The 16,236-nt window shown below is 64.0% G+C and carries 16 protein-coding genes; 4 read left to right on the forward strand and 12 right to left on the reverse strand.

Annotated elements, in window-relative coordinates; translation table 11 throughout:
- Positions 1-357 precede the first annotated feature (357 nt).
- Positions 358-2,061, forward strand: coding sequence for an FAD-dependent oxidoreductase (locus CKO40_RS04125; protein ID WP_200344930.1), 1,704 nt, complete (start codon positions 358-360; stop codon positions 2,059-2,061).
- Positions 2,062-2,799: 738 nt separating this feature from the next.
- On the opposite strand, the gene CKO40_RS04130 is transcribed toward CKO40_RS04125, so the two are convergent.
- The gene (locus tag CKO40_RS04130) at positions 2,800-3,108 is read right to left on the reverse strand and encodes a hypothetical protein (protein WP_200344931.1); all 309 of its coding nucleotides are present in this window, start codon (positions 3,106-3,108) and stop codon (positions 2,800-2,802) included.
- Between the two features lie 276 nt (positions 3,109-3,384).
- On the opposite strand from CKO40_RS04130, the gene CKO40_RS04135 reads away from it, so the two are divergent.
- On the forward strand, positions 3,385-3,747 hold the full coding sequence (locus CKO40_RS04135) for a hypothetical protein (protein WP_200344932.1): 363 nt from the start codon (positions 3,385-3,387) through the stop codon (positions 3,745-3,747).
- A 207-nt stretch (positions 3,748-3,954) separates the two neighbouring features.
- Here the strand turns inward: CKO40_RS04135 and CKO40_RS04140 are convergent, their stop codons facing one another.
- The 11 genes from CKO40_RS04140 to lexA all read right to left on the reverse strand — a co-directional run bounded on the left by CKO40_RS04140 (position 3,955) and on the right by lexA (position 14,373).
- Entirely contained in the window at positions 3,955-4,209 is a 255-nt protein-coding gene (locus CKO40_RS04140; protein WP_200344933.1) for a hypothetical protein, read from the reverse strand.
- 445 nt (positions 4,210-4,654) lie between these two features.
- Entirely contained in the window at positions 4,655-5,041 is a 387-nt protein-coding gene (locus tag CKO40_RS04145; protein WP_200344934.1) for a type II toxin-antitoxin system VapC family toxin, read from the reverse strand.
- Positions 5,038-5,262, reverse strand: a complete 225-nt coding sequence (locus tag CKO40_RS04150; protein ID WP_200344935.1) for a hypothetical protein — start codon at positions 5,260-5,262, stop codon at positions 5,038-5,040. Before CKO40_RS04150 ends, CKO40_RS04145 begins: the two co-directional genes overlap by 4 nt.
- Positions 5,259-5,501: a FitA-like ribbon-helix-helix domain-containing protein gene (locus tag CKO40_RS04155; protein WP_200344936.1), complete on the reverse strand. Its 243-nt coding sequence runs from the start codon at positions 5,499-5,501 to the stop codon at positions 5,259-5,261. The genes CKO40_RS04150 and CKO40_RS04155 overlap by 4 nt, the downstream gene beginning before the upstream one ends.
- Positions 5,502-5,937: 436 nt before the next feature.
- Entirely contained in the window at positions 5,938-7,374 is a 1,437-nt protein-coding gene (locus CKO40_RS04160) for a vWA domain-containing protein (protein WP_200344937.1), read from the reverse strand.
- A gap of 74 nt (positions 7,375-7,448) precedes the next feature.
- Positions 7,449-8,540, reverse strand: a complete 1,092-nt coding sequence (locus tag CKO40_RS04165; protein ID WP_200344938.1) for an AAA family ATPase — start codon at positions 8,538-8,540, stop codon at positions 7,449-7,451.
- Positions 8,541-8,564: 24 nt separating this feature from the next.
- Positions 8,565-9,395 carry an HDOD domain-containing protein gene (locus CKO40_RS04170; RefSeq protein ID WP_200344939.1) on the reverse strand — a complete coding sequence of 277 codons (831 nt, stop codon included), beginning with the start codon at positions 9,393-9,395 and terminating at the stop codon, positions 8,565-8,567.
- Between the two features lie 524 nt (positions 9,396-9,919).
- Positions 9,920-10,966, reverse strand: coding sequence for a hypothetical protein (locus tag CKO40_RS04175; protein ID WP_207173390.1), 1,047 nt, complete (start codon positions 10,964-10,966; stop codon positions 9,920-9,922).
- A gap of 280 nt (positions 10,967-11,246) precedes the next feature.
- Complete coding sequence (locus tag CKO40_RS04180; protein WP_200344941.1) at positions 11,247-12,845, reverse strand: Y-family DNA polymerase; 1,599 nt, start codon at positions 12,843-12,845, stop codon at positions 11,247-11,249.
- Positions 12,842-13,666, reverse strand: a complete 825-nt coding sequence (locus CKO40_RS04185; RefSeq protein ID WP_200344942.1) for a hypothetical protein — start codon at positions 13,664-13,666, stop codon at positions 12,842-12,844. Before CKO40_RS04185 ends, CKO40_RS04180 begins: the two co-directional genes overlap by 4 nt.
- A gap of 20 nt (positions 13,667-13,686) precedes the next feature.
- On the reverse strand, positions 13,687-14,373 hold the full coding sequence (gene lexA, locus CKO40_RS04190; protein WP_200344943.1) for a transcriptional repressor LexA: 687 nt from the start codon (positions 14,371-14,373) through the stop codon (positions 13,687-13,689).
- 276 nt (positions 14,374-14,649) lie between these two features.
- On the opposite strand from lexA, the gene CKO40_RS04195 reads away from it, so the two are divergent.
- Positions 14,650-15,048, forward strand: a complete 399-nt coding sequence (locus tag CKO40_RS04195) for a hypothetical protein (protein WP_200344944.1) — start codon at positions 14,650-14,652, stop codon at positions 15,046-15,048.
- Between the two features lie 2 nt (positions 15,049-15,050).
- On the forward strand, positions 15,051-16,232 hold the full coding sequence (locus CKO40_RS04200) for a hypothetical protein (protein ID WP_207173392.1): 1,182 nt from the start codon (positions 15,051-15,053) through the stop codon (positions 16,230-16,232).
- The last annotated feature ends 4 nt before the right edge of the window (positions 16,233-16,236 follow it).

Below are 16,236 nucleotides of genomic sequence, written 5' to 3' on the forward strand. Positions count from 1 at the left end.
CTCGGTTCCGGTGGATGGCCAGTCCTTTCCGGTTCGGGACTTTCACCCGGCGGGTCACAATAAGAGGTTTCCGATCACTCAAATCATTTCGCGATCATCCCCCTCTTCCAGGCTTTGCCTGGCGCAAGGAAAAGCTCGTACCGAATTGCGCAGGATTGTCGTTTGCCTTCGAGGGGCGTCGCCGGGAGCATAGCCGGGCTATGTGACCGGCGGCGCGACGAAGAAGGCGAGCGAAAAGACCAGCAAGGCGGTATGAGCTTTGACAGAAATCGCCTTAGGCCGTTGGCCTCACCCCTTACCGCTCATCGGCCCGACCCCTCGCCGCTCATCGGCCCGACCCGCTGAGGATCGCTTCTTATGTCGACCCAACCCACCCGCATCGTCGTCATCGGCGGCTCGGCCGCCGGACCCAAGGCTGCCGCCAAGGCACGCCGGATGGACGAATTCGCCGAGATCATCCTGTTCCAGCGCGAGCAGGAGCTGTCGATGGCCTCCTGTGGCTTCCCCTATTACGTCGGCGGCACCTTCGACGATCGCAACATGCTGATCTGCACGCCGGCCGGGATCGTGCGCGACCCGAATTTCTACGGCAAAGCCAAGGGCATCGAGGCCCTGGTGCAAACCGAGGCGCTCAGGATCGACCGCGAGGCCAAAACGGTCTTCCTCAAGCACCTGCCCACCGGCAACGAGCGCACGCTTCACTACGACCGGCTGATCCTCGCGACCGGCGCGCGGCCGGTCTGCCCGGCCGCACCGGGATTCGATCTCGCCGGCGTGCAGACGCTGCACTCGATGGGCGATGCCGATGCGCTGCGCGCGGTGCGCGATGCCAAGGAGGTCGACAAGGCGGTGGTGGTCGGCGGCGGTCTGATCGGCTTCGAGGTCTGTGAGGCACTGCGCCTGGCTGGCATCGACACCACTGTGATCGAGAAGACCAAGCAGATCCTGCCGTTCCTGGACCCGGACCTCGGCAAGCTGGTCGAGAACCATATCCGTGCTCATGGGCCGGACATCATCGTCGGCAATGGTGTCGCCGAATTCCTCGGCGACAACGGCAAGCTGGTCGGCGTCAAGCTCGACAACGGCACCGAGCTGCCCTGCCAGCTCGCGGTGGTCGCGGTCGGGGTACGCCCGAACATCGATCTGGCCCAGCTCGCCGGGCTCGAGATCGGCGATCAGGGCGGCATCCGGGTCAACGACCGGATGCAGACCTCGGACCCAGACATCTATGCGGCGGGGGACTGCGTCGAGTGCACGTCGCTGGTGACCGGCCGGTACGTGCGGGCGCCTTATGGTGATCTCGCCAACCTGCAAGGCCGTGTCGCAGGGCAGAACGTGGTCAAGGAAGGCAGCGCGCACTTCCCTGGGATCACCCAGACCGGCATCTGCAAGATCTTCGATTATACCGTCGGCTTCACCGGGCTTTCGGCGCAGCGGGCCAAGGCAGAGGGCTTCACCGAGATCGAGACGGCGACGATCTCGGGGCTCGATATCCCGGTGTTCATGAGCGGCAAGCTGCTGATCAGCAAGCTCGTCGCCGAGCGCGAGAGCGGTCGCATCCTCGGTTTCCAGTGTGTCGGGCCGGGCGATGTAAGCAAGCGGGTCGCGACCATGGCAATGGCGATCCGCGGCAAGCTGACGGTCGCGGACATGGTGAACGCCGATCTGCCCTATGCGCCGCCCTATTCGCTCGCGCTCGATCACACGATCGTCTCGGCGCAGGTGATGGAGAACAAGTTGCAGGGGCGGATGCAGGGCCTGACGGTGACCGAGGTGAAGGAGCGCGTCGATCATGGCGCGGACTGCTTCGTGCTCGATACCCGCAGTCCGCAGGAGTTCGAGGCGATGCGGCTCGGGATCGGCGAGACCCTGATCCCGCTCGGGGCCTTGCGCGACCGGCTCGATGAGCTGCCCCAGGACAAGGATCGCGAGATCATCCTCTATTGCAAGATCTCGCTGCGCGGTTACGAGGCCGCATCGATCCTGCAGCAGCATGGTTGGCGCAATGTCAAGGTCATGGAGGGCGGGATCATGGCCTGGCCTTACGCGCGGGAGAAGTGAGTGGCTGCCGATCATGGCGGCCCATGATGCTGGCAGCAGGTGACGTTGGAGGGTGAAACGCTTGCGGCCGTTGCTTAGTGGCTGTCCATTTTCTACTTCCCGATGATCGCCCAACGCTGGCCCGTAAATCGGGAAGAAGTTGATGGACAGTTTCTTAGCTCAACGGGTGGGGTTCGCAACGTCGGGCGCTGGTGTAAGGAAGGGGAGGCCGCACCGGCTCCGGCGGACGCCGTGAATACGATCCCTGTAGGCTCGGCGATCGCCGTCCTGGCGATCGACGCCGCCGGAGCCGGTACGGCCTCCCCTTCCCCGACCGCTTAAGTCCGCTTCGGCGCTCGGCATCGAGACCCTCAACGCAGGCTTGGCGATCACGGCACTGGCGACCGATGCCACCGGAGCCAGTGCGACCTCCCTTCCCCGGACCGCTTGCGCCAGCTTCGGCGCTCGGCATCGAGACCCTCAATGCAGGCTTGGCGATCACGGCACTGGCGACCGATGCCGCTGGAGACAGCGTGGTCTCCCCTTGCCCTATCGCTCAAGCCAACATCGGTGGAAATCGTCGGTCTAGCGCTTCCAAGCCACGTGATCGCCACCCGGACGATAAGGGCCTTCAAGGCAGGGCTAGGCCTAATCGCCAACCTGCCTAAAACTGCGGTGGAGACCATACTGGGCTTGTCAGGCAATGCAGGTGCTGGCTAGCCTAACGCGCTCAGGCGCGGGGAGTCCGAAAGATGTTGTCTACTCATGATAGCGGGTGCTTGTGGAGATCCCGTTCAGGCTTTTTGCGGTCGGCGAGCCGGGCGGCGTGACCCTCAGCCTCTCAAGCAACGCTTGATAGCGCCGCTCATGAGCAAAAGCGACGAACGCGAACAGCAGCAACAGGAGGACGATCAACAGGCAGAGCAGCACGACGACCGGCAGCAAGGCGGCTGATAAGGCCAGCGTCGCGCATGGGATAGCGTCGGTCTCGAGTCGCGCCTGGACGACGACGGGATTCGCCAACATGGGGGCGAAGGTCACGAGCCAGACCGCGAGCCCGAGTTGCATTGTCAGCAACAAGGCGCCGATGATAGGCCATGATCGGACCCGCTTGGCTCGTCGTCTTAGGCGATTGCCGGAAAAGCTCGTACCGAATTGCGCAGGATTCTCGTTTGCCTTCGAGGAGCGTCGCCGGGAGCATAGCCGGGCTATGTGACCGGCGGCGCGACGAAGAAGGCGAGCGAAAAGACCAGCAAGGCGGTATGAGCTTTGACAGAAATCGCCTTAGGAAACGTTCTTCGTCCGCAGTCAGTCTCACCGTTTTTCCTCGACCCTTCCTCGACAATGGAATTCTTTGCCACGACCCCCTGTCATCTCAGCGCCGAGCAACTCCAGGGCGAGCTCACCGGTCAGCGGCTGGCCGAGCTGTGCGCTTCGATCGATCGCGTGCTGCACTGGGACGCTGATCGGGACGCCGGCGAGGTCTATTGCCTCTGGGGACAGTTCAGGGTCCACCGCGAGTGTCTCCGCGATGGCGTGCGTTTCACGTTACCAGGCTGCCCGAATGCGCTGGCTTGGACGATCACTGTCGTCCCCGATGGTGCCCTGATCCACTGCACGATCAACCGCAGCGAGCATGATCCCGATTTCATCGAGTCGATCGAGGAGTTCGTCGCGGACTGGTCACAGGGGTTGCAACGGTTGTGAAAGCCGACTGATTATCGGACAAGTCAGATCGGAAAGCCGAAAGCCTCTGGATTCACTGGCTTCATGCATCAGGATCAACAGCGAGCGCACCAGAGATTCTGGCCAGCTAGGCTTGGGGGATCAACCAGCCCGCCCCGTTCCGACACGAGCAGCATGTCAGAGCGTCAGGCTCGCGCCATAGCGCCGCAGCCACTGCTTTTGACTCGCTCATGCCCGTTCATCCTCCAGCGCGGCTTCGCACGCAGGTCCGCCGAGCAGCCCCCAATGGCGAGTCTTGGCCAATTTCATGATCCCGACCGCGATCCGCTCGCGCTTGGCCTTCAGCTCCGGCAGATCGCTCAGCATCAACGCCTTCTTGATCTCGCTGCGCGTGCATTCCTGCTTGTCGCCGTTGTGCCAGTAGTCGATGCTGCCGATGCTGGCTTGCAATGTCTCGACGACGGCCGCGATCAGCGCCTGCATTTATTGTCCCGACTGATGTGATCCGGACATCAAGAAGCCGCCAGATAATGGAAATAAGCGGCTCCTCCGTTTGGATTGGTCCCGGCGGAACGATACTACCGGGTCCTGCTCATCGGTGACCTCGTTGACATCAACCTTGGCCTTGAACAACCACTTCTGGACCGTCCCGTTGGCCTCCAGCAGGGTGCGGTTGGGCTGACGCAGGAGATGGTCTTGCAGCTCCTAGAGCTAGCCAGGGCTGGCTCTCGGGGATGGTGTTGATGGCGCCGATCGCCTGCGCGAAGACCTCCGGCAGCAGCCACTGGCGGTAGCTCTGGCACCGGCTCTTGACGGGATCGACGGGGATATCCGGACCCTGGTCGATGATCTCCCAGCCGAGATCGACGCAACTGGTGTAGGAGGGGCTGCTCGACTTCCGTGTATTCGCTCATGACGACGCTTCAGATTACCAAAGGGTCGCGACCGGATAATCCGTCATCGCTTCGTCTGGAGTCATAATGGTCAAGCCATGCTCAATCGCCTGACAAATCAGCATACGGTCGAACGGGTCGCGATGATAATCCGGGAGCTTTGCCAATTGGTACACAGAAAGTGCGTCCAGCGACAAGGTAGTGATCAGATGAATTTTGCGTTGGCGTTGAATGAACTGCGCGGCTGGCTCTGGTAATGGGAGCTTACCCAGCCGGTTCTTGACCATGATCTCCCAGGCCGACACGCTACTCAGAAAGACCTCGTTCTCGATGTCCTGAAAGACGCTTCTTGCGGTCTGACTGAGCTCCGGCGCATCGCTGGCCAGCCATAGAAACGCGCAGGTATCGAGCAAAATCCTCATTGCTTGCCCTCGAACCCCTCCAGAATCTCATCCGGTAACGGTTCGCAAAAGCTCGCGGGCACCTGAAACTGGCCCTTGGCGAGACCGATTGGCCGTTGCGCATGCGTTACTTCCTGTTCGCTTGCCAACCCGAGCCTAAAGTAGTGGATGAGATCGTACAGCTCCGCCAGTTTGTTCCCCGGTATCTGTTTGATCTCATTAATCAGTTGATCTTGAATCATGCCTTCTCCCCGAGCTTTTTCTGATTGGTGCCATCTTGAATGCGCGCATAGTCCTCGTCGCACCCCACATCCGGCATGTCGGCGAGTACGCGCAAGAAGCTGCGCCGCTTTGGTCGCAGGAGAGACTCCTCGAGAATCCGCCGGTGCTCCACTTGCATGCTGACCGCGTGGGCACTGGCACGTTCCTCTAATGCCCGGCTGATCTCATCATCGACGTTACATACCAACAAATCGGCCATGGTTATCTTCGCTAGCGATCACTGTACGGACAACATGATGGCAATGATAGCGCCCGCTTGCCCCCTTCCCAAGCTCCAGCAAATACCCGGAACAGCAGCGCCAAATCTTCGGAGCACTCGCTCAAATCTTCGGGGCATCGCCCCAAACAGACGGAGTAGCGCGGTCGCTCGCTTCGGTTACGTCCGGCGCGTCGTCTCCGATGAAGATGGGGCGTTCGTCTTCCCAGACGACCTAGTCATGTCCGAGCCGGCGCTTCTCGTCGAGCTTCTGTTGCACGGCCTTGCGCAGGTCCTCCAAGGTGCGCGCTGCCTCGGGAGGAAGGACTTGCTCAGCCACTCGTAGGCGGCGCCGAGCAGGTCCGGAAACTCGAACTCGCTGTCCTTCACCACATCGACCTCTGGGCAGAGGCTGCCCGATCACGGGCGGATGCGCCGCTTACTCCAGAACCAGCTTCCGGCCGAAGGGGTGGCGGGCGTTGGCATAGGCGGCCGGGACGGTCCAGATCACTGGGAAGCTGGGCTTGTACTCGGCGGGACCGTCGAGGTCGGTGAGGAAGACGCCGATGTCGGGGGCATGACGCTCGGCCTCGCGCAGCAAGGGGCTGAAGTCGGTGCCGCCGCCGCCCTCGAAGGCCAGTTCGCGCAGGTTGGAGCGGCCGGGCTCGAACTGGGCGACGCCGGTGACGCGCTGGTCGCCGGCGATGAGGGTGAGCCCGGCCTCGAGGCGGCGGCTGATCGCCTCGATCTCGGTGGTGAAGCGCTCGAGGACGTGCGGATCGATCGAGCCGGAGAGATCGACCATCACGACGAGCCGCGGGACGGCGCGCGAGGCGGTCTTGCCCGGCTCCCAGGGCAGGCGTTGTCCGCCCGGGGTGCGGCCTTGGTTGGCGAGATAGGAGCGCGACGGACGCGACCAGGATTGGTCCGGCGTGCGCGCCAGGCCGCGGGTGAGCAGGGTCCGCAGCAGGTGCTCCCAGGGGGTGCGCACCTTCGGCAGGTCGGCGATCAGCTCGCGCAGCATCGAGTGGGCGCCGTCGCCGGCATGGGCGCGGACCAGGCGCTGCTGCCATTCGCGCGCCTGCTCGGCCTCCTGTTCGGGCCGCGCGTGCGGATCGGCGGGGAGCAGGTCCCTTGGCGTCTCGTCGCCGAGCCAGCGGGCGCGCGCCGCGCGCACGCCCTCGGCGCGCGCTTGCGCCGGCTCGTCGCTGTCTTGCCGGTCTGGGTCGGCGTGCTGCGGCTTGCTTTGGCTGGCCCCGGCGCCGCCGGCTCGATCCGCGCGCTTGCGGGTGCCCTGACCGCCGGTGGCCCGCTTGGCCGGGCGGTCATCGATCGCCCGGTAGAGCCGTTCGACATCCCATTCCAGCAATGCCGCGGCGGCCTGCTGCTCACGATGCAGCACGCTGGCGAGCAGCCCTTCCAGGGTCACCGCCTCTCGCGGCAGCTCGAGCCAGCTCAGATGCCCGAGCGTGCTATTGACGATGGCGTCGGCGCAGACGTTGAACAGCGCGGGATCGATCTCGCCGAGCAGCCGCTCGAGCGCCTGGGCACGCTGGGCATGACAGAGCGCCACGTGCAGGACCTGGTGGGCGACCTGGCCGATCTGCTGCGGCAGCGACAGCGTCTCGAAGGACGGGGTGTAGAAGATGGTCTGGCCGTCATTGGCGGCGCAGGGGGTGAGTCGGTCCGCGGCGCCAGCACCGCGCGTCGGGCCGGCCGCGTTGCCACTAACCGGCGTCCCATTGCGCCCGGGCGCCGGCAGCGCGTCGACATCCTGATGCCGAATCCAGAGCGCGAGCCCGCCGGTCGAGGGTGCGTACTCGACGAGCTTCTGGATCGCGCGCGTGCCGCGGTGGGTATGGAGGGATGCCTGCATCGGAAAGGTTGTGTCTCGCCAAGTCGGTACGCGTCGCAGCGAGTTACAACGGGGAGCTCGGGCGCCCCGCGACCCTAGCCGAGGCCAGCCTCGGCCCGCTGCGCGCTGTAGCGCCGATAGGCGGCGCTGTCGAGGGCGACCCCCTCGAGACCTCGCTCGAGCGCCTTCTCCAGCAACAGCTCCATCGCCAGGGTCTGGGCCTCACGGACCGGCAGCGGCTCGCGGGCGCGGGCATCGGGGAGCTGCTCGATGATCGCGAGCGCGCGCGCCATGGTCGGCTCGTCGGTCGCCGCTGCCAGCAGCGCATAGATCATCCCGTAGAGGGCGTCCAGATTGGTCGGCAGCAGCTCGGCGGTCGCCTCGCCGGGCTCGGCCTCGAGCAGCGCGACGACGTCGACCCCGGCCTGGATCTCCTTGAGCACGCCGAAGAACTCGGCGGCGTTCGCGGCCCCGATGCGGCCCTGGACGAAGACCCGCTGCGCTTGCTCGGACAACCCCGAGCGCAGGACATTGGAGATGTCCTCCCAGCCGCGCGGGCTGGCGCCGATCAGGTGATCATTGGCGAGCTGGGTCTGGGTATCGTCGAGCTTGTCCGGACGCACCTTGAGATAGGCCATCACCTCCGGGGCATAGCCGCTTGCGACTGCGTAGCTGAGGAAGGCATCGATCACGGTCTGGACGTTGAAGTGGAACATCCGATCCGCGAGCGCGGTGCCCATGTCGTGACTGACGGCGCCGTGGAAGCTGGCATTGCCGGCCGCGATCACCTGCCAGCCGTCCGGCAGCTGGTAATGGCCGACGCGCCGGTCGAGGATCAGCGAGTAGGCCGAGATCTGCAGGCGCTGGTCGGCGGCAGTCAGCTCGTCGAGGAACAGGATGCCCTCGGGCTGATCGGCGGTCGGCAGGAACTCGGGCGGAAACCAGACCGTCTTGGCTTGGCTCTCGTCGGCATAGATCGCGCCGCGGATGTCGACCGGCTCGATCGTCGTCAGCCGCAGATCGATCAGCGGCACGGCGAAATGTGCGGCGACCTGGCGCACGATCGAAGACTTGCCGACGCCGCGTGTGCCCCAGAGCATCGACGCGCGGTGGCGCAGGCGCGGATCGGCGTACTGCTCGATCAGCGCCTGCTTGGCGGCAGCGATCGAGATCGGCGGAATATTCATCGCTGCCCCTCCCGGCAATCGTGCTTAGCCAAGGAACATCTCGTTGACGTCGTTGATCTCTTCTTGCGCCCCTTCGAGCTCGACGATCTCGATGTCGGTTGCCAAGCCCACCTTTTCAAACGAGCGGATCATCTCCCAGTCTCGCGCCGCATCGGGGTGACCAGTGCCGAGGAGTGACTCCAGGCGCGCCACGACGACGACGTCGGCATAGTCGGCCAAGGGGCCACCGTCGTAGGTGAAATCGTTGAAGTGCTTCGCCGCTGCGACCAATGAGGGCGGAAAACCCCAGCGCGAAAGGATCCGCTCGCCGGTGCTCGGGCTCAGCCGATCCAACAAGGTCTCGAGCGCCTGCTCGTCTTCCAGACCGATCCGTTCGGCCTGGACCAGGATCGGCAAGGCGCCGATATTATGGATCAGCCCGGCCAACATGGCCTGGTCCGTTTCCAGATGCTTCAGCGGCTTCGCCAGCACGCGCGAGATCGCAGCCACCTGAACGCTGTTTTCCCAAAGCTGGCGGAGACGGCTGTTCAGCCCCTGTGAGCGGGCTTGAAACATCCCCTGGGTCGCCAGGCTGACCACCAACGAGCGCACGAGACGCACCCCCAGCCGTGCGACGGCCAGCTGCACGCTGTCGATCGCGGTCCGGCCCCGGTAGAGCGGACTGTTCGCGACCTGCAGCAGCCGCGCCGACAGGGCCGCATCGGTCGCAATCATGCTCGCGATATCGGCCGCGCTGATGGTCTCGCGCTCCATCGCATCACAGACCCGAAGCGCCACCTCGGGAAGCGTCGGCAAGGTGATCTGGTCGAGGCGAATCGCCTCGTTGAGCTCCGTGAGGAACAGCTGTTCGTCCATCTGAGACCTCTCCGTCATCACGTTCATCCGCCGGGTCAGACGAGCATGCAGGCGAGCCTCAGCCAGGGCATCAGAATCGATAGCCCGGCGACATGCGACCGATCGCGATCGCACCGCCTAGTGATTGGAGCGCCAGTGTCTAAAGCGCCGTGTCCGAAGCGCCAGTCGGGGCTTGGCAAGCATTGGGCACACCGTTCCATTGACCTTTGTCGCTGGCACCTTGCTCCCTCTCTCGCCTTCCCCTCGCCGAAGGCGTCACCGTTCTTCATCGATGTCCTTGGGGATGTCCTTGGGCGAACTCACGCGAGCAGAAGACCAGCCGACCGATCGCAAGCCACAGCTGACCTGGACCCGTTTCTTCTATGATCGGGTCTCTCGCGCCTTCAGCGCAACGGGATCATGACGACCAACCTGCCTGCTGCAGGATGGACGGGCCTGTAGCCCGGTACGGCGAAGGGGCTAGCCCCTTGTGGTCAAGACCGCACGGCCGGCGCCGTCAAGCCAGCCCTCCTGGCTGTTCGCTCTCACCCAGCCTCAGCGCCCTGAGCTGTCGGACTGCCGAGCGGTCCCTTGGCATCCTCGACGAACCAAGCGCGACCGATCAAGCGACGCGGCAGCGGTGGGATCTCGATCACCGGGAGCTCACGCATCATGAAGATCCCGATCAGCAGCAGCGGCGGCGCATGGAAGATGAACATCCGCGTGAGTGACTCGGTCTCCAGCGACAGGAACTGGATCAGCGGTGCCGCCCCGAGCAGCGCGATACCGATCAACATCGGGATCGAGCGTTGAAAGGTCACCCGCCAGCGTGCACCCTGCCAGCGGCTGTGGAAATCGGCTGGGCTACTGCGAAGGGTCTTGGCCAGATGGGTCACCGCCCGCGCGAGCTTGCTCTCGATATCGCGGGTGCGCTCCGGCTCGGCGGCAGCAACCCGCACACTGCCGCGCCAGCGCTTGCCGAGCTCACGCATCGGCCGCCACTCCCAACCGAGCACGGCGAGCAGGTCCGCCGGCACGCGCAAGCGTTGCTCTTGCTCGGCACGCAGTTCGAGATCGGCGGGCATCTTACGGCCGGTCTTGGCGTTCAGCGTCAGCACCACTCCCTCGACCCAGGATTCGGCACGCTGGAGTTGCAGCTGCCAGTGGGCAGGGTGGTTGTCGTCGGCGGCAATCGGGATCAGCCGGTAGCTGCGGGCAATCGGAACCTCGCTGGCCGCGACCATCTGTCTGCCGACCTCGATGGCCTCGATCTGCTCAAGGAGCAGACCCGCATCAGGACCCTCGATCTCCAGGCTCGAGCAGAGCCCCCTTGCATCGGCCACGAGGCGCTGCAGTCGAAAATGGCCGGCTTCCGGATACTCGAGCACCAGGGTCTCAGTCAGGGTGCTACCGACGAACGGTTGATCCGGATGCTGAATCGGCTTGAAGCGAAGGCGGCGTTGGGAACGATCACTCGCGGCGAGGTCGACCGACCATCCGCGCCGCGAAAACGGCTCGACGAGCCCGAGGATCTCATGGTGGGTCAGCGGGACTGGCCCTGGTGACTCGCTCTGTAATGCTGGCGTCGGCACTCTGGCAATGCGAACCATAGTCTTTAAGCGTCGAACAGTCTTGGTTTACAGATCCCTGACGATACCTGGCTTCGTTCTGAACTGCATCCCTAATGTCCTTGAAATAACTGGGGTTCCGATCAGCACCAGTGAACAGGATCAGCGCCTGACGGCCTCCGGCCAAGCCTGCCAATCGGCCAACCGGGCCAGGCTGACGGCCATATTCGAGCGCGCCCCGTGGCGGCAGAAGCACCTGCCAGAGCGCGGTGAGGATCGCGCTGAGCCATCGGTTGCGCATGCTTCAGCTCTCGGGCAGTCCCATAAACCCATGGAGAAACCAGCGCCGGCTGCCGCGCATCTCGCGGTAGATCCAAAGTCGCTCACCACTGTGGGCCGTCGCGATATAGTAATCACGGGCAATCTCGAAGCCATCCCACCAGCCGGTCTCGATGCGCTCACATCGGCTGCCGAGACTGAGCGGACCATCGAGCCACGGCCTCCGGTCCCGCTGCTCGAGCAGCAACGGCTCGGGTAACAGCCATATGGGGCGCTCGGCATGGGTCAGAGGCCCGTTCTTATCAGGACCAATGTAGCGCGATCCGGCATTGGACGGAGCGGCCTCAACAATCGATGAGCGCCAGCACCAGGCGCGCTCGGGGCGATGGTCCATCGCCAGAGCCAGACCGCGCACCGCCCTGTCGCCGAGCCGCGCCCGCAGACGGTCCAGCAATGCCGCCGGGAGAGCGGGATCGGGAGCAATATCCTCGAATAGCTCAGCGTTCCCCAGCGGCAGCGGGGACAGCTCGTCGCTCCTGAGGGCGATAGCCCGCACCGGTCGAGGCAAAGAGAGCCGTTCTAGGCGAGCGCGCAGCAGCTCGAGCCAGCGCTCAGGATCAGTCTCCAGGCGGGCCGTGCCGAGGTGAAAACGCGTGGCATCGCTATCAGCATGCGATAAGCACCACTCGATGCGCTGAACGGCGCTCTGGCGGGCCGTCAAAAAACCACCCAATTCGTCCAGTAAACGCCGACAGGCGAAGACTAGGCCATCCGTGCTCTGAACCTCCGCGGGCAGCTCGAGCTCGGCCCGGAAGCGCGTTGGCGGCACAAACGGGCGTTGAGGATCAGCGCGCTCACCCAGTAGCCGCTGGATCCGCTGCACCAATGAGAGACCGAAGCGCTCAGCGAGCCCGGCTCGCGGTAGCCGCAGCAGCGCACCGAGCGTCCGAACACCCATGCTGGTCAGATCATCAAGGGCCTGAGGGTCGCTGACCAGCAAGGCCGGCGACAGCCCATCGAGTGCTTGCCGAACTGCCGCATGGGTCCCGACCAGCCCACCCATGCCAGCTCGCGCCAGTAGCAGGGCAGCAGCCGGTGTCGGTGCCAGCACGCAGCACACTTGCCAGCCGAGCCCTTCGGCTGCATCGAGCACCTGGTGCTGCAAGGCGTGCGCGCCGCCGAACAGGCGCAGGCTCCGCCCAACCTCAAGCACCAACGCGGCTGCTTGTTCGTCACCCTGATCGAGACTCACCAGATTGCTGAAATTGAGCGCATAGGCCGCGAGCCGCTCAAGCGCGGATCGTTCCGCTTGTCGGCAGCGGCGGACGATGCGCAGTGTCTCGGTCAAGGCCCTAGCTGCCCCATCACGCAGCCCCGGACGCACACCAAGTCGCTGCGCAGCATCGTTACAGGCCAGGATACGCTCGCGCTCGCTGACCGCGAGTGGCAGCGAGGTCTGCAGCCCGCGCTCGAAGACCTGCAATGGCAGCGCTGGCAGATGCAACGCCATCCAGTTGCAATCGGCCTGGTCATCGCTCTGAGGCGAAGCCGTCTTGGACGGCGGGGTTGCAATCCGGGGCCTTGGCGGATCGGTCGACTCGCGCAACAGGCGTGCTTGGCTCATCTCAAGCCAACCTCGGCTCGGCGAAACGCGTTCGGGTCGACCGCCCTCTTAGCCTTCGGCTTCGAGACTATTGGGGACGGGCCAACCGAACCCGACAAGCGCAGCCTGAGGCCCACCCGACCACCGCGCAGCTTGCGCAACACCACATCCAGCCCATTCGGGGCGGCCTCTACATCTAAACGCAATGGCGCCGGCGAGGACTGGAAGGCCGCGGCCATCGGTCGCAGCAGAAAGGCGGGGGTCGAACGCTCGCTCGCCACTAGTTGGAGCCGGCGCAGGATCGCTGTCGCCCAACCCCGCTCCTGCTTGTCGGGCTCATCCGCCGTGCTCCAGCCGACCACCGCGGTGCAGCCACCACTGCGCAGAGCCTGCTCCAGCACCCAGGCGCCTTGACCAGGGGCATCGACAACGAGCACCCGACCGAGATCAAGGCCCTTCGCCGCCAGCGCTGGTGCATAGGGGATATAGGGCGGATTCACCAGCAACAGCCAGCCATCGGAGCAAATAATGGACAAGTCCTGACCATCCGATTGAGCAGGCTGGTCGCAGTGATCATTGTCGCCATCCTCGACCCCCGGACAAAGGCAGCGCAATGCCGGCAGCAACAACGTCAGTCCAATAGCGGGCTGATCGGTCAGCAGCTCGGTGAGACCGCTCACTGGCCAACCATGCCAAGGCAGTAGCTGATCCAATTCTGGAAAACCGGTCCCGACCCCCTCACCGACCCCGGCTGCGCTAGAGCGACCTCGCCAGAGATCGGCGCGCTCGGCGAGAAGCTGCTCCAGCCGCGGCGTCTGGGGATTCGAGCCAATAGCCGGCATGGCAGCGCACTCGCGTGCCTTTAAAAGGCATCTATCCGAGGCGTGACGGTCGGCGTGCCCGGCTCGCCCTGATCCAGCCCCAAGCGGAGCACGCCAACCCCCAGGCCTTCAATGATCAGCGCCCGCTCTCGAAGATCGAGATGGATCGGCGCGAACTCAGGGTTCGCCGGCAATAGCTGCACCCGATGTGGTTGACCCTCGTCATGCCGGAAACGCTTGACGGTCACCTCGTCATCGAGCCGCGCTACAACGATCTGGCCATTGTGCGCCTCAGGGGTACGATGGACCGCAAGCAGATCGCCATCCAGGATGCCCGCCTCGTGCATGCTGCTGCCGCGCACCCGCAGCAGATAATCGGCTCGAGGATGAAACAGCGCCGGATCGACGGCGTGATAGTCCTCGATATGCTCTTCAGCGAGAATCGGGCTGCCAGCCGCTACACGTCCAACGACGGGCAGCCGCAGCCCCGGGTCGAGGCTCGGTTCATCGGCGCCCTGAAGCAGCTTGATGCCTCGCGACGCACCCGGCTGTAGCGCGATCGCCCCTTGCCGGGCAAGCGCCTTCAAATGATCCACAGCGGCGTTCACCGAGCGGAACCCAAAGGCCTTGGCAATCTCGGCCCGAGTCGGCGGATAGCCGGTCTCGCGCAAGCGTTGCTGAATGAAGGCCAGGATCTGGCGCTGGCGCGGTGTCAGTGGATCGGACATGGCGTTCACTCGCGTAATGTCGCCGAGGCGAACTGTCATTATAAACAGTTATCGCGACGAGCGGCCAGCCCTGGAGCAAAAAACTGCGTTGAGCGGCTTTGACCGAGACGCCATCAGGCTCTAACCTGTCGGCATGATCGCCGACCCCCAGCGGAATCGCCGACCTTTTCTCAGGCCCCTGAGTCCAACTGATCTGACGTGACCCTGCCGCCTCATCCAAAGGTCCGCCCAACCAGCCGGGGTCCGTGGCAGCAGAGATGCCGACATTGGGTACTCGTGTCCCTGCTTGCAGCGGCATGGCTTCCCGAGGCACCGAGCGCTCAGCAGATCATCGTCAACCCCGAAACCGAGGTCAGCGCGATCGACCGCAATCGCGCTCGGTTGATCTTTACGATGCGAATCAACCAATGGCGCAACCAGAAGCCGGTGACGGTCTTCGTGCTGCCGGATGACACCTCCCTGCATCAATCCTTCGCCAAGGGTGCCCTGCAGGTCTATCCCTATCAGCTCAGACGCACCTGGGATCGCCAAGTCTTCTCCGGAACCGGTCAGGCGCCGCGGGAGGTGGCAAACGAGGACGAGATGATCGAGCGCGTCCGCCAGACCGTTGGCGCGATTGGTTACATCAGCGATCAACGGGACGTTCCCGGGGTCAAGGTCATCGAGGTCCAATAACCTTGGTCTACTTCCGTCTCATCGCTGCGGCCTGTGCCGGCCTGCTTGCAAGCACTTGCGCCCATGCCGATCTCAGTGGAAACCTTCAACTGCATGGCTTTGCCAGTCAGGGAGCGGTCCAGACCAGCGCCAACCGCTTCTATGGAAACAGCCCTGACACCTCGTTCGATTTCACCGAGATCGGTGTCACTGCCTCTTGGCGCCTGAATCCTCGGCTGCTGTTGGCCGCGCAAGCCCTTTCGCGCCGCGCCGGCGAGATGAGTGATGGCTCGCCAGAGCTGGACTTCGCACTTGCCGACATCAACCTCATCGCCACTGACACCCATCGTGCCGGATTACGCATCGGGCGGATGAAGAACCGACTCGGCCTCTATAACGAGACGCGAGACGTCCCGTTCACCCGTCCCGGTATCTTTCTGCCCCAGGTGGTCTATTTCCACAAGGTGCGCAACCTAGTACTGTCTACCGATGGCGTACAGCTCTACGGCGAGCTCTATCGGCCCTTCGGCACGCTCTCAGCGACGCTGGCGAGCGGACGCCCAGTGATCGACGAGAATGTCGAGGCTGCGTTACTGCGCAGTAACATACCAGGTCAGATGAAAGACCGGGAGAACAGCTGGTTGGCGAGCCTCTGGTTCCAGTCCCCCGCCGAAAGGCTCAAGCTCGGGTTGAGCGGAGCAGCAATCGCGCTACAGCAGGATTGGCGCTTGACACCAAAGACGCCGACGGTCGATCTCCTCTATTGGATCGCTTCCGCCCAGTACAACGGACCCAATTGGACAATCTCTTCTGAGTACATGGGTCTCCCGACGAGATGGCGCGATTTCTCGCCAGTGCGGCCAAACCGCAACCAGACCACGGAAGGTTATTATGCCCAGCTGACCTACCGACTAGCCCAGCCATTCGAGCTGATGCTCCGCTACGAGGAAGGGTTCGCCGACCGGGATGACCGCGACGGCACCCAGCTCGAACGGCTTACGCAGGGGATGATCCCCAGTCAGGCGAGCTCATCCCGAATCCTCAGCCTAGGGCTACGTTGGGATATCTCACGTCAATGGATGCTGCGGGCCGAATATCAGCGCCACAACGGCAACTTCATCCTATCAGAGATTGAGAACCCAGACTTCCGGCGCTTCGACAAACACTGGGATCTATTCGCCATTCAAGCAGCGTTTCGTTTCTGAGCAT

This window comes from Halochromatium glycolicum (assembly GCF_016584085.1).
Classification (GTDB): Bacteria; Pseudomonadota; Gammaproteobacteria; order Chromatiales; family Chromatiaceae; genus Lamprobacter; species Lamprobacter glycolicus.

Coding starts and splice junctions, on each gene's coding strand:
- CKO40_RS04125 (WP_200344930.1), top strand. CDS start 358: ATGTCGACCCAACCCACCCGCATCGTCGTCATCGGCGGCTCGGCCGCC.
- CKO40_RS04130 (WP_200344931.1), bottom strand. CDS start 3,108: ATGCAACTCGGGCTCGCGGTCTGGCTCGTGACCTTCGCCCCCATGTTG.
- CKO40_RS04135 (WP_200344932.1), top strand. CDS start 3,385: ATGGAATTCTTTGCCACGACCCCCTGTCATCTCAGCGCCGAGCAACTC.
- CKO40_RS04140 (WP_200344933.1), bottom strand. CDS start 4,209: ATGCAGGCGCTGATCGCGGCCGTCGTCGAGACATTGCAAGCCAGCATC.
- CKO40_RS04145 (WP_200344934.1), bottom strand. CDS start 5,041: ATGAGGATTTTGCTCGATACCTGCGCGTTTCTATGGCTGGCCAGCGAT.
- CKO40_RS04150 (WP_200344935.1), bottom strand. CDS start 5,262: ATGATTCAAGATCAACTGATTAATGAGATCAAACAGATACCGGGGAAC.
- CKO40_RS04155 (WP_200344936.1), bottom strand. CDS start 5,501: ATGGCCGATTTGTTGGTATGTAACGTCGATGATGAGATCAGCCGGGCA.
- CKO40_RS04160 (WP_200344937.1), bottom strand. CDS start 7,374: ATGCAGGCATCCCTCCATACCCACCGCGGCACGCGCGCGATCCAGAAG.
- CKO40_RS04165 (WP_200344938.1), bottom strand. CDS start 8,540: ATGAATATTCCGCCGATCTCGATCGCTGCCGCCAAGCAGGCGCTGATC.
- CKO40_RS04170 (WP_200344939.1), bottom strand. CDS start 9,395: ATGGACGAACAGCTGTTCCTCACGGAGCTCAACGAGGCGATTCGCCTC.
- CKO40_RS04180 (WP_200344941.1), bottom strand. CDS start 12,845: ATGAGCCAAGCACGCCTGTTGCGCGAGTCGACCGATCCGCCAAGGCCC.
- CKO40_RS04185 (WP_200344942.1), bottom strand. CDS start 13,666: ATGCCGGCTATTGGCTCGAATCCCCAGACGCCGCGGCTGGAGCAGCTT.
- lexA (WP_200344943.1), bottom strand. CDS start 14,373: ATGTCCGATCCACTGACACCGCGCCAGCGCCAGATCCTGGCCTTCATT.